We start from the raw sequence: 13,664 nt of genomic DNA, 5'->3' as shown, positions 1-13,664 counted from the left end.
AATGCATTTATTGCAAGTTAGGAGTTGAGAATGAATATAAAGGAAGAGGCAAAGGCAGTCAAATTGGCTTCACCTAAAATGGCAGGAACAAGTGAAGAAGCCAGAAATAAGGCGTTGCTGGAAGTAGTAAAACAATTAAAGGCAAGACGACAGGAAATTTTTGAAGCAAACGCAATGGACTTAAAACAGGCTGAAATTGATAAGGTTGCAGCACCTATTATTAAGCGACTAAAGTTTGATGAAACAAAATTAAGAGATGTAATTGCAGGCATTGAAGACTTAGTTAAACTGGAAGATCCTTTGTTTAAACAGGATATGCACAGACAGTTAGATGAGGGCTTGACTCTTTATAGAGAAACCTGTCCTATAGGTGTAATTGGCGTTATTTTTGAGGCGAGACCTGATGCCTTAATACAGATTTCATCCCTTTGCATAAAAAGTGGAAACTGCGTTATTTTAAAGGGTGGTAGTGAAACAATGAACAGCAACAGAGTGTTGTTTAACATAATTTACGAGGCTGTTATAAAGTCAGGTATGCCTGAAAACTGCATGCTTCAGTTAGAAGCAAGATCAGAAATTACAGACCTTTTAACATGCAACGAATCTGTAGATTTGCTTATTCCTAGAGGTTCTAATGCTTTTGTGCAGTATATTATGAATAATACAAAAATTCCTGTAATGGGACATGCAGATGGAATTTGTCATATTTATGTAGATAAAGAGGCAGATTTTAAGAAAGCCATTCCAATTATAATAGATGCGAAAACTCAGTATGTTTCAGCGTGCAATTCTGTAGAAACATTATTGATTCACAAAGATATAGTTGACGAATTTGTACCAAAGCTTTATGAAGCATTAAAAGAAAACAATGTTGAATTACGAGGCACAGAAGAAATCGTCAAATTAACAGGTTGCAATCAGGGAACAGAAGAAGACAACAGAAAAGAATACTTGGATTACATAGTATCAGCAAAGGTTATCAATTCATTAGATGAAGCCATTGAACATATTAATTATTTTGGCTCCCATCACACAGACTGTATCATTACAGAAAACAGTGAAACTGCAAATGAATTTATGAGATACGTGGATTCTGCCGGAGTTTATCAGAACTGTTCAACAAGATTTGCTGATGGTTATAGATATGGATTTGGTGCTGAAGTTGGAATTAGCACAAGTAAAATTCATGCAAGAGGTCCTGTTGGATTGGAAGGTCTTGTAAGTTACAAGTACAAATTATTTGGAAATGGAAATGTTGTTGATGATTATGCAAAAGGAAAGAAACAGTTCCATTTTAAAGACTTATAAGATATAGCAGGAATTCCATAAAAAATAATTTGAAAATGCATAAGAGAAATTCTAAAAGCAATAAGCTTATAAATAACATAATAAAAAGGTTGTTTAAACTTTTAGGTGAACTGTTTTTTACAGTTATCACTTTGTTTAAACAACCTTTTTTATAACCTTTTTAAAAACTTATATAAAAATCATTATTAATAGTTTTAACTTAAAAGTTATAGTTATAAGTTGTAAGTATAACTTTTAGAGTGTGTTTATTTGTAATTTTTTTTTATGCTCAGATTCATAATAATATAATGTGTTATTATAAATTTTAGCATGAATATTATTTGCTTAAATATTCCTTGTAAATTTTAATGACTTTTTCCATGGCTTCAGGTCCCGGAGCACCGATAGTCATTCGCTTATTAACGCATGTTTCTAAGCTAATAGCTTCATATATATCGTCTTCAAATACAGGGCTGATTGCCTTATATTCTTCCAAAGTCATATCATCAAGGGCGATGCCTTTTTCTTCACAGAATAAAACTAACTGACCAACAATACCATGAGCATCTCTAAATGGTACCCCATGATTTACAAGATAGTCAGCAGCATCTGTAGCATTAGTAAAGCCATGCTTTGTGCTTGCTTCCATAACATCTTTGTTAAATGTCATTGTGTCAATCATTCCTGTAAATAAAAGAATACATCCTTTTACAGTATCAATAGCATCAAATGTAAGTTCCTTATCTTCCTGCATATCTTTGTTGTAAGCAAGTGGTAGACCTTTCATGGTTGTAAGAATTGATGTTAAGGCACCGTAAACACGACCTGTCTTACCTCTGATTAATTCTGCAATGTCAGGGTTCTTTTTCTGTGGCATAATACTTGAACCTGTGCTGTAAGAATCATCAATATTTACAAATCTATATTCGTTTGAATTCCAAATGCAGATTTCTTCGCAGAAACGGCTTAAATGCATCATTACTGTAGATAAAGCACTTAATAATTCAATAATGTAATCTCTGTCAGATACGGAATCCATACTGTTAAGAGTAGGGCCTGCAAAGTCAAGAAGACTGGCAGTATATTCTCTGTCTAAAGGATAAGTAGTACCGGCTAAAGCACCTGAACCTAAAGGACAGTAGTTCATTCTATCGTAAATATCATCAAGTCTGTCTCTGTCTCTTTTAAACATTTCAAAGTAAGCTCCAAAATGATGAGCCAAAGTAATAGGCTGAGCTTTCTGCAAATGTGTAAAACCAGGCATAAATGTATTTGTGTTTGCGTCAATAACTTTTAAAAGTGAAGAGAGAAGGTCTTTTAACAACTGGTTAATTTCAACAACTTCATCTCTTGTATAAAGTTTCATATCAAGTGCAACCTGATCATTACGGCTACGTCCTGTATGAAGTTTCTTGCCGGCATCTCCAATTCTTTCGATTAAGTTTGCCTCAACAAAACTGTGAATATCTTCGCTTTCCTTTGTGAAAACAAGATTTCCATTATCTATATCATTCTTGATACCTTCTAATCCTTTAATAATCTGGTTCATTTCATCCTCAGAAATTATATTTTGTTTTCCAAGCATCTTAACATGGGCAATACTTCCACGAATGTCCTGTGCATAGAATTTCTGATCAAAAGAAAGAGACTCGTTAAAATTGTGAACTAACTGATTCTCTTCTTTAGTAAAACGACCACCCCATAATTTCATATGTATACCTCGCTTATTTCTCTTATTTTTAGTAGCTAATATCATAAAGATATATTAAGCTACAACTATAAAAGTATATCATTTTGAATGTTGTTTTTCAAATATTCTTTTTTATTAGTGGATGTTAGTTATGTTTTATATTAATGGGTGTTAGTAGGTACTTTTTATAATTGTTAAATTGTCCTTTAAAATTGAATAAATAATGGCAGTGTACTTTGGAAAAAACTTTTGTTATACTAGAGCAGGCTAAAGATAAAAAGTAAAAATGGAGATAGATATGAAATTATATTTTGCACCGATAGATGGAGTGACAGGTCGTATATATAGAAATGCATTTACAAAGTTTTTTGTCTCACCGGACAAATATTTTGCACCTTTTATTTCTCCCTGTCATAATCCAAAATTAAAAGGAAAAGAAATTCGTGAGTTACTTCCCGAAAACAATGAAAATATTAATCTTGTCCCACAAATTATGGCAAATAATCCTGAATATTTTATAAAAGGGGCAAAGCAGCTTCAGGAAATGGGCTATAACGAAGTTAACTTAAATGCCGGCTGTCCCTCAGGGACGGTTGTGCCAAAAGGAAGAGGAGCAGGCTTCTTAAAAGACACACATTTAATGGAAAAGTTTTTTGATGAAGTTTTTATCAAGCTTGATATGAAAATTTCTGTAAAAACAAGAATTGGAATCTTTGATGAAAGTGAATTTCCTGAGATAATGGAAGTGTACAATAAGTTTCCTTTTGAGGAAGTAATTGTGCATCCAAGGACCAGAGTTCAGCTTTATAACGGACTTCCCAACATGGAGAGTTTTGATTATGCCTACAAAGTAAGCAAAAATAAATTATGTTACAACGGAAATGTATTTTCGGTGGAAGATTATAATGATATTGTATCAAATTATGATGTTGATTCTGTAATGTTAGGAAGAGGGTTGTTGAGAAATCCAAATCTTGTTAATGAAATCAAAGGTGGAGAGAAGATTTCCAAAGAAACTTTACGCCAGTTTCACGATAAGTTGTACGGGGATTTTGCTGCGGAAATGAGTGCTGACAAACATCTGTTAAATAAGATGATTGAAATGTGGAACTATTTGTCCTATGCAACAACAGACCCACATAAAACAGCCAAAATGATAAGAAAGTCTCAAAGTACATTTAAATACGAGAAGGCAGTAGAACAGATTTTTAATGAGTATGTGGTATAGAATATAAAAAACGATTAATTAAAAATAATATTGGATTTCTATATTTGTTAAAGAACCGTAAATGCAATAGAAATCAAAAAATAAAGATTTAATAGTATAGACATAATAAAAAATCCATTACTTAACAAATGGAAGTAATGGATTTTTTGTTGTATAAATTAATATATAAATTTTATTTAGCTAAAATTATTCGACTCAAATTATTTGATATAAATTTTATTCAGCCCAAATTATTCGACTCAAATTATTTGGTATAAATTTTATTCATCCCAAATTATCTGACTCAAATTATTTAGTTAAAATCTTAAGAATTTTATTGCTACGTTCAATAAATGCTGTCATGCTGTCAGGATTTAATGGAGTATGACTGATTAAAGCTAAATCATAAAGCTGCTTGCAAATAAGTTCAGTGTTCTCACCTTCAGGATTTGCAACAATGTATTTAACTAAATCGTTGTTAGCGTTAAGAGTTAATGTTTCTCCGGCACCGCCAAACATTGAAGGATCCATACCTGCCATACCATACATTTTCATCATATCCTGCATACGACGTGTTTCTTCAGAAACAGTAATCATTGAAGAAATATTTTCGTCTTTTAATTTCTGAACCTTAATAGTAATATCACGTCCAAGTGCTTTCTTGAATGCATCAGTAAGCTTGTCTGTTAAATCTTTTGACTCATCTTCGCTTAATTCTTCTGTGAAAGAATCATTAAGTTCATCATCAATACGTTTAAACTTAACACCTTCATTTTTGGCTTCAAGCTGTGAAATGAAAGGCTGGTCGATGTTGTCTTTTAAAATAATAGCATCAATACCCTGATCCTTAAACATATTTACATACTGGCTTTGCTGTACAGGATCATTTGTGTAGAAAATAGTGTTTTCGTGTTTTTCCTTATTTTCTTCTAAAGCTTCTTTAAATGTAAGATATTTATTGTCTAAATTCTTAAAGAGAACATAGTCTGACATTTTATCGCAGAACTTTTCATCTTTTAAGCAACCAAACTTGATGAATGGGCTAATATCATCCCAATATTTCTCGTAGTTTTCTTTGTCTGTCTTACACATGCCTGATAATTTATCAGCAACCTTTTTAGTAATGTAATCAGAAATCTTTTTAACAAAACCATCATTCTGAAGAGCAGAACGTGATACATTTAAAGGTAAATCAGGACAATCAATAACACCCTTTAATAACATAAGGAATTCAGGTATAACTTCCTTGATGTTATCGGCAATAAATACCTGATTGTTATATAATTTAATTGTTCCTTCGATTGATTCGTATTCTGTATTAATTTTAGGGAAGTAAAGAATACCTTTTAAGTTAAATGGATAATCCATATTTAAATGAATCCAGAATAAAGGTTCCTTATAGTCCATAAATACTTTATGATAAAAAGCTTTGTATTCTTCATCTGAACATTCATTAGGATGTTTAGTCCAAAGAGGAGTAGTGTCACTAATGCTTACAGGACGTTTTAATACTTTGGCTTTTTTCTTTTCAGGCTCAACTTCAACAGTTTCCTTTGTGCCGTCTTCGTTTTCTTTTTCTTCAGTTTTTGCAGGTTCTACAATATGTTCAACAACAGTATCTTTGTCTGTAACTTCTTCCTCTAAAATTGTTTCGTATTCAGGTTCCTTAGTTGGATCTGATAAGAAAATTTCTATAGGCATAAATGAGCAGTATTTATTTAAAACTTCTTCAGCTCGATATAAGTTACAGAACTCAACGCTGTCTTCATTTAAATAAAGAGTAATTTCTGTACCTCTTGTAGTTTTGTCTGAATCAGACATTGTAAAGTCCATGCCGTCTTCACAATCCCAAAGAACAGCCTTAGCACCATCTTTGTATGATAAAGTGTTAATTGTTACTCTGTCAGCAACCATAAAGGCAGAGTAGAAACCTAAACCAAAATGACCGATAATCTGGTCTTCAGATGTTTTATCTTTGTACTGCTCTAAAAAGGCTTCAGCACCTGAAAAAGCAATCTGGTTAATGTATTCGTCAACTTCATCTTCAGTCATACCGATACCATTATCAATGAATGTAAGAGTTTTTAGTTCAGGGTTTGCTAATACCTGTATTTTGAATTCTTCATCGCTAGGGACGTTAGCTTCGCCAATCATGTCTAACTTCTTTAATTTAGTGATAGCATCACATCCATTAGAAACCAATTCTCTAAAGAAAATATCGTGGTCTGAATATAACCATTTCTTTATAATTGGAAAAATATTTTCGCTGTTAATTGATAAACTTCCGTTTTTTGCCATAACAAAATCACTCCTTTAAATTAATTATTTTAAAATAAGTAGTCTTAAAATAATAAAACTACTGTAGAAAATTAAATTTTGTATTTATACATTGATTTTTTATCAACAAAATTAATTTTAACGCACAAAAAACAAAAGTCAATAAAAAATTAGCACTCTACAGAGAAGAGTGCTAAAAATTTACTATTTGTTCATATTTTAATAAAAAATCATTAAAACTTATAGTAAATCACAGTTAAAATGTTCGCTAAGGAAGTTGCTGATAGTCTTATCCCAATATTTATCAAGGGTTTTGTCCATGGTGAAAGTGTTAATTGAAGTTCCTGTTATAATATGTAGGGAGTTGTCTTCGAACATAACATGTATGTATAGCCCACCAATTTCACTTTCAGATATAGCCATCTGGGATTTCATTAAAATATCAGAATATTTAGTTTTGGATAATGCAAAAACAAGTTTCATCTTGCTGGGAACTTTGTGTCCTTTTATCATTTCGAAGAATATGTGCTTAATGTCCCTCCAATATACAAATTCATCAGGAATTGCTTCCAGCTCATCAGCATTGTAAAACTTTTGATTAATACGTCCGTTAATTGCAAAAGTATTAGACGTATCAACTTCGCCTTCGCAAAGTAAAAAACTGTCAAAAGCATTGCCAATTAATAGTTTTTGCATAAAATTATTTATATCATTTATTTTTAAACTTATCATAATGTATATTATAACAAAGTAAATTTATATGTTCAATGAATAATAGTTAGTAATTGCTAATTGCAATAATGTTTATTTTAGATTATAATAAATGACAGTTTTGATGTGAATTAACTACATTATATAAATATAGTTGAATGATACATTTATTGATTTATTATCAATATGCTTCTGTAGCTCAGTTGGTAGAGCAATTGCCTCGTAAGCAATGGGTCACGCGTTCGAGTCGCGCCAGAAGCTTTGAAAAGGAGAAACTTCATGAAAGATGGTGTAAAAATATTCGGATTAAGGTCTGCAAAGGCGTATAAAATGATTCCGGCACTTTTGTATTATGCTGCCATGGCTTATTTTATTGGCGCATCTATTGTAGGAGAATTACTTCATTATAAGTTTGAAACAATAGATTATATATTAATGATTGAAAAATATCTGTTCTTTGCAATTTTATTTTTTAGTCCGTTGCTTTTTTTATCAGACTTTAAATATCGAGAAAAGTTGCCTTTTTTTAAGAAGCATACATTTGGTTCTTCTTTGTCAGGAATGATAATTGTATGGATGTTTTGTTACTTTATGGCTCAGGTGTGCATTATGAATATGTCCGATACATGGGTACAAAGTAGAGATGTATATACTAAGCAGATACAACTTGAAAGAGAAGAAAATATAAAAAAGAATAAGGCGAAAGAGTCAGTTACTGAAACGGTTACCGTTGTAGAAACTACCATTTCGGCACAGTCCGATAATTAATTAGTTAACAATTTATTTTAATTATATAGAGAGGATAGAAAAATGATTAAATTAGACAAAAAGTTAAAAGTAGGCGTACTTGGAGCAACAGGTATGGTAGGACAGAGATTTATTACTTTATTAGATAACCATCCATGGTTTGAAGTTGTTACATTAGCAGCTAGTCCACGTTCTGCTGGAAAAACTTATGAAGAAGCAGTTGGTGACAGATGGAAAATGACTGTTCCAATGCCTGAAAAAGTTAAGAAAATGATTGTACACAATGTAAATGAAGTTGAAGCAGTTGCTGAAACTGTTGATTTTGTTTTCAGTGCAGTTGATATGACAAAGGAAGAAATTAAGAAAATAGAAGAAGATTACGCAAAAACTGAAACACCTGTTGTTTCAAATAACAGCGCACACAGATGGACACCTGATGTTCCTATGGTTGTTCCTGAAATTAACCCTGAACATTATGAAGTAATTGAGTCACAGAAGAAGAGACTTGGAACAAAGAAAGGCTTCGTTGCAGTAAAACCTAACTGTTCAATTCAGAGTTATGCTCCTGTACTTACAGCTTGGAAGAAATTTGAACCAACAGAAGTTGTTGCAACAACATACCAGGCAATTTCAGGTGCAGGAAAGACATTTAAAGACTGGCCTGAAATGGTAGGAAATATTATTCCTTTTATTGGTGGTGAAGAAGAAAAGTCAGAACAGGAACCACTTAGACTTTGGGGTAAAGTTGAAAACGGAGAAATCGTTAAGGCTACATCACCTGTTATTACAACACAGTGCATCAGAGTACCTGTTTTAGATGGACATACAGCAGCTGTATTTGTTAAGTTTGCTAAGAAGCCAACTAAGGAACAGCTTATTGAAGCATTAGAAAACTTCAGTGGCGAACCACAGAAATTAGAACTTCCAAGTGCTCCAAAGCAGTTTATCCAGTACTTAGAAGAAGATAACAGACCACAGGTTTCATTAGATGTTAATTTTGAAAACGGTATGGGCGTATCTGTAGGACGTTTAAGAGAAGATACAGTATATGACTACAAGTTTGTAGGCTTATCACATAATACTCTTAGAGGCGCTGCAGGTGGAGCTGTTTTATCAGCAGAGCTTTTAGTTGCAAAAGGATATATTGAAGCAAAATAATATAGATTCTTAGAAAATCATTTAAGAGAAATATGAAAGATAGAAGTATTTTGGTATGAGATAAATATATCAGAATGCTTCTATTTTTTTATGTATAATTAATTGTGAGTTTAATATAGAAGGGTGAATTTTTAAATTCACATTACGATTTTCGTCAAAATAACTGAAAATTAAATCCTTCTAATACAGCAAACAAAGGAATTACATGGAAATCAGAGCATTCTCAATGAATGGAAAGACAAAAGTGTATGGTGCATATTCTTCAGCAAAGAAAGTTAAAATTAAATAATAAAATATAATTTTTACAAAAACTATGGACTGTCGGTTAAATTGTCGGCAGTTCGTAGTTCTTGTATTTTTTTTGTTAAATTTAAATTAAAGTATGGACTATTTTGTTATTTTATGAGAGAATAAAAACAAGTGTGGGTAATACTATCAACCCACAGGGCAAGCAGAAGTAATTCTAATATTACAACTGCAATAACATGGAAATATTCCATAGTTTATATTTCGAAAGGAGTATTTATTCAAATGATTTATTCAAAAGAAGTTGAAATGATGTGCCCAGTAGCTAAGGGTGCAAAGCATGAACCTGCTCCAATTCCAGAAGAAGGAAAATGGGTTCACTCAAAAGAAATCAAAGATATTTCAGGTTTTACACATGGTGTTGGCTGGTGTGCTCCACAGCAGGGTGCTTGTAAGCTTACATTAAATGTTAAAGAAGGTATCATTGAAGAAGCATTAATCGAAACAATTGGATGTTCAGGTATGACACATTCAGCAGCTATGGCAGCTGAAATCCTTCAGGGAAAGACAATTCTTGAAGCTTTAAACACTGACTTAGTATGTGATGCTATCAACACAGCTATGAGAGAATTATTCTTACAGATTGTTTATGGTAGAACGCAGAGTGCTTTCTCAGATGATGGTTTAGTAGTAGGTGCCGGACTTGAAGATTTAGGAAAAGGTCTTCGTTCACAGGTTGGTACAATGTACGCTACAAAGGCAAAAGGTGTTAGATACCTTGAAATGGCAGAAGGTTATGTTACAGGTATCGCTCTTGATGCTGATAATGAAGTTATTGGTTACCAGTTTGTTAGCTTAGGAAAGATGACAGACTTTATCAAAAATGGTGATGATCCTACAACAGCTTGGGAAAAGGCAAAAGGTCAGTATGGTCGTGTTGATGACGCTGTTAAGATTATCGACCCAAGAAAGGAATAGGAGGTAACAACAATGGCATTATTTGAATCATATGAAAGAAGAATTGATCAGATTAATTCTGTTTTAAATAGTTATGGTATTGCTTCTATTGAAGAAGCTGAAAAGATTACAAAGGACGCTGGGCTTAATGTATATGATATGATTAAGGGAATTCAGCCAATTTGTTTTGAAAATGCATGCTGGGCTTACACTGTAGGTGCTGCAATTGCTATTAAGAAAGGTTGTAGAAGGGCTGCTGACGCTGCTGCTGCAATTGGTGAAGGTCTTCAGGCTTTCTGTATTCCAGGTTCTGTTGCTGACCACAGAAAAGTAGGTTTAGGACATGGTAACCTTGGAAAGATGTTACTTGAAGAAGAAACAGAATGTTTTGCTTTCCTTGCAGGACACGAATCATTCGCTGCTGCTGAAGGTGCTATCGGTATCGCTGAAAAGGCTAACAAGGTTCGTAAGAAACCTTTAAGAGTTATCTTAAACGGTCTTGGAAAAGATGCAGCTCAGATTATTTCAAGAATCAACGGTTTCACATATGTTGAAACAAAGTATGATTATAAAGAAGCAAAATTAAACATCGTATACGAAAAGGCTTACTCAGATGGTCTTCGTGCAACAGTTAAGTGCTACGGTGCTGATGATGTTCAGGAAGGTGTTGCAATCATGCATCACGAAAACGTTGGTGTATCTATTACAGGTAACTCAACTAACCCTACAAGATTCCAGCATCCAGTTGCAGGTACATACAAGAAAGAATGTATCGAACAGGGTAAGAAGTACTTCTCAGTAGCATCAGGTGGTGGTACAGGACGTACACTTCATCCAGATAACATGGCTGCAGGTCCTGCTTCATATGGTATGACAGATACATTAGGACGTATGCACTCAGATGCACAGTTCGCAGGTTCATCATCAGTACCAGCTCACGTAGAAATGATGGGCTTAATCGGTGCTGGAAACAACCCAATGGTTGGTATGACAGTTGCTGTTGCAGTTAGTGTACAGCAGGCTGCTGATGAAGGTAAGTTTTAGTTAGAATAGTCCATAAATAAAGGGTTTCTAGCAAATCAACATAAATAATGTTTATTATTAGAGGTATCTTCGGATACCTCTTTTTTTGTTATCTTTTACAAGTGGTAAAATGATGCTATAATTACTAATAAACATTTTAAAAGATGAAACTAGATACTATTTAAATACAAGGAGTAAAAAAAATGAAATGTCCTTATTGTAATTCAAAAATGGAGAAAGGTGAAATAAATCAAGACAGATATCCTTTGAAATGGAAATCTGAAAATCGTAGTGTGAAAAGTGTAAAACTTACCAGTTTACTAACAAAAACATATGTTGAAGCATATATGTGTAGAGAGTGTAACAAGATTATAATTGATATTAATGAAAATTAATATATAATCCGACAATGTTAAATGAACAAGGTGATAATATTATTTTTTTTCTATGAAGAATATAAAAGAATGAAATCTAGAATTGAACTTTAGGAAATTCTTGCAGAAGCCGAGAATGACGTAAATAATAAAAGAACAGCACCAATAGCTGAAACATTTGATGATTTAAGACAGATGTTGCAGAAAAGTAAAAGCATCTAGCTATTGTTAGATGCTTTTTGAGTATACTTTAATATTTGTTAAATTATACAGATTTTTTTTACAATTTGTAATTCATATCCCAATGTAAGAACCCCTATAAAATTCTGAAACCTCTATAAAAATGACACTTTACACCTATAATAGCAATTTACTATCATAATAAACAGGGCATTATGCTATTAATAAAAAACGGAGGGAAGTAAAATGGTTAAGCTAAAGAAACTATGTGCTATTGTTTTGGTGATTGTTTTGGCATTTTCTGTTACACCTGACAGTGTTTTTGCAGCAAAAAAAGCAAAAATTAGCAAAACAAAGGCAACAATTTATGTTGGCAAAACAATTAAATTGAAAGTGAAAAATAATAAGAAAAAGGTTAAGTGGTCAACATCAAACAAGAAAGTAGCAAAGGTAAGTAAAAAAGGTAAAGTAAAAGGAATTAAGGCAGGAAAAGCAACAATTACCGCTAAAGTTGGTAAGAAAGCTTATAAGTGCAAAATCACAGTAAAGAAAAAGACAAACAAAAAATCTAATATCAAGAAGCCTGTTATTAAGCCAGCAGAGTCTGAGACTACAGTTGAACCTACAACAAAATCGGAGCAGACTACAACAACAGTTCCGGAAACAACAACTTCTGAACCTACAACAAAACCGGAACAGCCTACAATTGATGAGGCAAAGCTTAATGAAAAAGATAAAAACGCTTTAAAGAATATAATTGATAATATCAAATCAAATGGTGTAGATGTTAGCGACAATATGGGTGATAGTGATTACACATGGGATGAAAGTGGCAATCTGGTTGGTATAGATTGGACAGACAAAGAGTTAAAGGGCACATTAGATTTATCAGGTTTAGATTCCCTTAAAGACGTTAATTGTAACAATAATCAGTTGACAGATATTAAGGTTTCAGGAAATGCAAGTTTAGAAGAACTATCTTGTGATTCTAACAAATTAGAAAAATTAGATGTTTCAAACAATGAAAATTTAAAAGAGTTATCCTGTTCAAATAATGAAATTACAGATTTGAAAATTTCAGGAAACAAGAATTTATCAAAATTAAGCTGTGGTGACAACAAAATAGAAACTCTTGATATTACTGACAGTGAGAATTTAACAGAGTTTTATTGTTATAATAACCAGATTACAACCCTTAACATAGGTAATCTTGTGAAATTAACTCATTTGTATTGTAACAATAATAAATTGGCAGCGTTGGATATTTCAAATAATAAGCAGTTAGAGTACATTGATTTAGGCAATAATAATTTAACAGTTTTAGATGTTACAAACAATGAAAAATTGACAAAGTTAGTCTGCTACAATAATCAGTTAAATCAAATTGATTTGTCAAAGAATGGAGAGTTGGCAATGCTTGTTATAAATGACAATCAATTAACTAATTTACATTTGAGCAATAATAGTAATTTAACAGAGGTTTATTGTTACAACAACCAGCTGACAAATATTAATGTTTCAAATAGCAAGGACTTAACAACTTTATATTGTAATAACAATAAATTAAGCTCAATTGATGTAACTAACAATACTAAATTAGAAATTTTTAAATATGATGAAGGTGTAGACATTATTGGATACACTAAATAATTACATAATTTAAGATACAGCAAATAATTGCATAATTTTAGATACACTAAATAATTATATAATATAAATAGTAAAAGCCGATGACAGTATGTGTACCGACCCCCAAAAGTTAGACCTAAAAATCTAACGATTGGAGGTCGGTACAGTATGAATCGGC

11 protein-coding genes and 1 tRNA gene are annotated in these 13,664 nt (G+C 32.3%); 9 read left to right on the top strand and 3 right to left on the bottom strand.

The window, feature by feature from the left end; genetic code table 11:
- The first annotated feature begins 30 nt into the window (after positions 1 to 30).
- Positions 31 to 1,308 carry a glutamate-5-semialdehyde dehydrogenase gene (locus tag DW006_RS03130; RefSeq protein WP_117999017.1) on the top strand — a complete coding sequence of 426 codons (1,278 nt, stop codon included), beginning with the start codon at positions 31 to 33 and terminating at the stop codon, positions 1,306 to 1,308.
- Positions 1,309 to 1,624: 316 nt separating this feature from the next.
- On the opposite strand, the gene argH is transcribed toward DW006_RS03130, so the two are convergent.
- Entirely contained in the window at positions 1,625 to 2,998 is a 1,374-nt protein-coding gene (argH, locus tag DW006_RS03125; RefSeq protein WP_117999016.1) for an argininosuccinate lyase, read from the bottom strand.
- A gap of 277 nt (positions 2,999 to 3,275) precedes the next feature.
- Between argH and DW006_RS03120 the strand changes: the two genes are divergently transcribed.
- Positions 3,276 to 4,205, top strand: coding sequence for a tRNA-dihydrouridine synthase family protein (locus DW006_RS03120; protein WP_117999015.1), 930 nt, complete (start codon positions 3,276 to 3,278; stop codon positions 4,203 to 4,205).
- 288 nt (positions 4,206 to 4,493) lie between these two features.
- Here the strand turns inward: DW006_RS03120 and htpG are convergent, their stop codons facing one another.
- Positions 4,494 to 6,482, bottom strand: coding sequence for a molecular chaperone HtpG (gene htpG / locus DW006_RS03115; RefSeq protein ID WP_117999014.1), 1,989 nt, complete (start codon positions 6,480 to 6,482; stop codon positions 4,494 to 4,496).
- Positions 6,483 to 6,701: 219 nt separating this feature from the next.
- Positions 6,702 to 7,157 carry a DUF5721 family protein gene (locus tag DW006_RS03110; protein WP_117999013.1) on the bottom strand — a complete coding sequence of 152 codons (456 nt, stop codon included), beginning with the start codon at positions 7,155 to 7,157 and terminating at the stop codon, positions 6,702 to 6,704.
- Between the two features lie 203 nt (positions 7,158 to 7,360).
- Between DW006_RS03110 and DW006_RS03105 the strand changes: the two genes are divergently transcribed.
- From DW006_RS03105 to DW006_RS03075, 7 genes are all read left to right on the top strand, one after another.
- A tRNA-Thr gene (locus DW006_RS03105) sits at positions 7,361 to 7,433 on the top strand.
- An 18-nt stretch (positions 7,434 to 7,451) separates the two neighbouring features.
- Positions 7,452 to 7,940, top strand: a complete 489-nt coding sequence (locus DW006_RS03100; RefSeq protein WP_117999012.1) for a hypothetical protein — start codon at positions 7,452 to 7,454, stop codon at positions 7,938 to 7,940.
- A 42-nt stretch (positions 7,941 to 7,982) separates the two neighbouring features.
- Positions 7,983 to 9,077, top strand: a complete 1,095-nt coding sequence (gene asd / locus DW006_RS03095) for an aspartate-semialdehyde dehydrogenase (protein ID WP_117999011.1) — start codon at positions 7,983 to 7,985, stop codon at positions 9,075 to 9,077.
- Between the two features lie 531 nt (positions 9,078 to 9,608).
- Positions 9,609 to 10,301: an iron-sulfur cluster assembly scaffold protein gene (locus DW006_RS03090; RefSeq protein ID WP_005359486.1), complete on the top strand. Its 693-nt coding sequence runs from the start codon at positions 9,609 to 9,611 to the stop codon at positions 10,299 to 10,301.
- A gap of 12 nt (positions 10,302 to 10,313) precedes the next feature.
- Positions 10,314 to 11,324, top strand: coding sequence for a GGGtGRT protein (locus DW006_RS03085; protein WP_117999010.1), 1,011 nt, complete (start codon positions 10,314 to 10,316; stop codon positions 11,322 to 11,324).
- A gap of 182 nt (positions 11,325 to 11,506) precedes the next feature.
- Positions 11,507 to 11,698, top strand: coding sequence for a PF20097 family protein (locus tag DW006_RS03080; protein ID WP_117999009.1), 192 nt, complete (start codon positions 11,507 to 11,509; stop codon positions 11,696 to 11,698).
- A gap of 405 nt (positions 11,699 to 12,103) precedes the next feature.
- Positions 12,104 to 13,507 carry a leucine-rich repeat domain-containing protein gene (locus DW006_RS03075; protein ID WP_117999008.1) on the top strand — a complete coding sequence of 468 codons (1,404 nt, stop codon included), beginning with the start codon at positions 12,104 to 12,106 and terminating at the stop codon, positions 13,505 to 13,507.
- Positions 13,508 to 13,664: the final 157 nt, after the last annotated feature.

The organism is Eubacterium sp. AF36-5BH, assembly GCF_003460505.1.
GTDB lineage: Bacteria > Bacillota > Clostridia > Lachnospirales > Lachnospiraceae > Eubacterium_G.
The sequence above is the reverse complement of the archived record's forward strand: the minus strand, read 5'-3'. Positions and strand labels throughout refer to the sequence as shown.

Excerpts from the sequence above, each read along its gene's own strand:
- DW006_RS03130 (WP_117999017.1), top strand. The coding sequence starts at position 31 with ATGAATATAAAGGAAGAGGCAAAGGCAGTCAAATTGGCTTCACCTAAA.
- argH (WP_117999016.1), bottom strand. The coding sequence starts at position 2,998 with ATGAAATTATGGGGTGGTCGTTTTACTAAAGAAGAGAATCAGTTAGTT.
- DW006_RS03120 (WP_117999015.1), top strand. The coding sequence starts at position 3,276 with ATGAAATTATATTTTGCACCGATAGATGGAGTGACAGGTCGTATATAT.
- htpG (WP_117999014.1), bottom strand. The coding sequence starts at position 6,482 with ATGGCAAAAAACGGAAGTTTATCAATTAACAGCGAAAATATTTTTCCA.
- DW006_RS03110 (WP_117999013.1), bottom strand. The coding sequence starts at position 7,157 with ATGCAAAAACTATTAATTGGCAATGCTTTTGACAGTTTTTTACTTTGC.
- DW006_RS03100 (WP_117999012.1), top strand. The coding sequence starts at position 7,452 with ATGAAAGATGGTGTAAAAATATTCGGATTAAGGTCTGCAAAGGCGTAT.
- asd (WP_117999011.1), top strand. The coding sequence starts at position 7,983 with ATGATTAAATTAGACAAAAAGTTAAAAGTAGGCGTACTTGGAGCAACA.
- DW006_RS03090 (WP_005359486.1), top strand. The coding sequence starts at position 9,609 with ATGATTTATTCAAAAGAAGTTGAAATGATGTGCCCAGTAGCTAAGGGT.
- DW006_RS03085 (WP_117999010.1), top strand. The coding sequence starts at position 10,314 with ATGGCATTATTTGAATCATATGAAAGAAGAATTGATCAGATTAATTCT.
- DW006_RS03080 (WP_117999009.1), top strand. The coding sequence starts at position 11,507 with ATGAAATGTCCTTATTGTAATTCAAAAATGGAGAAAGGTGAAATAAAT.
- DW006_RS03075 (WP_117999008.1), top strand. The coding sequence starts at position 12,104 with ATGGTTAAGCTAAAGAAACTATGTGCTATTGTTTTGGTGATTGTTTTG.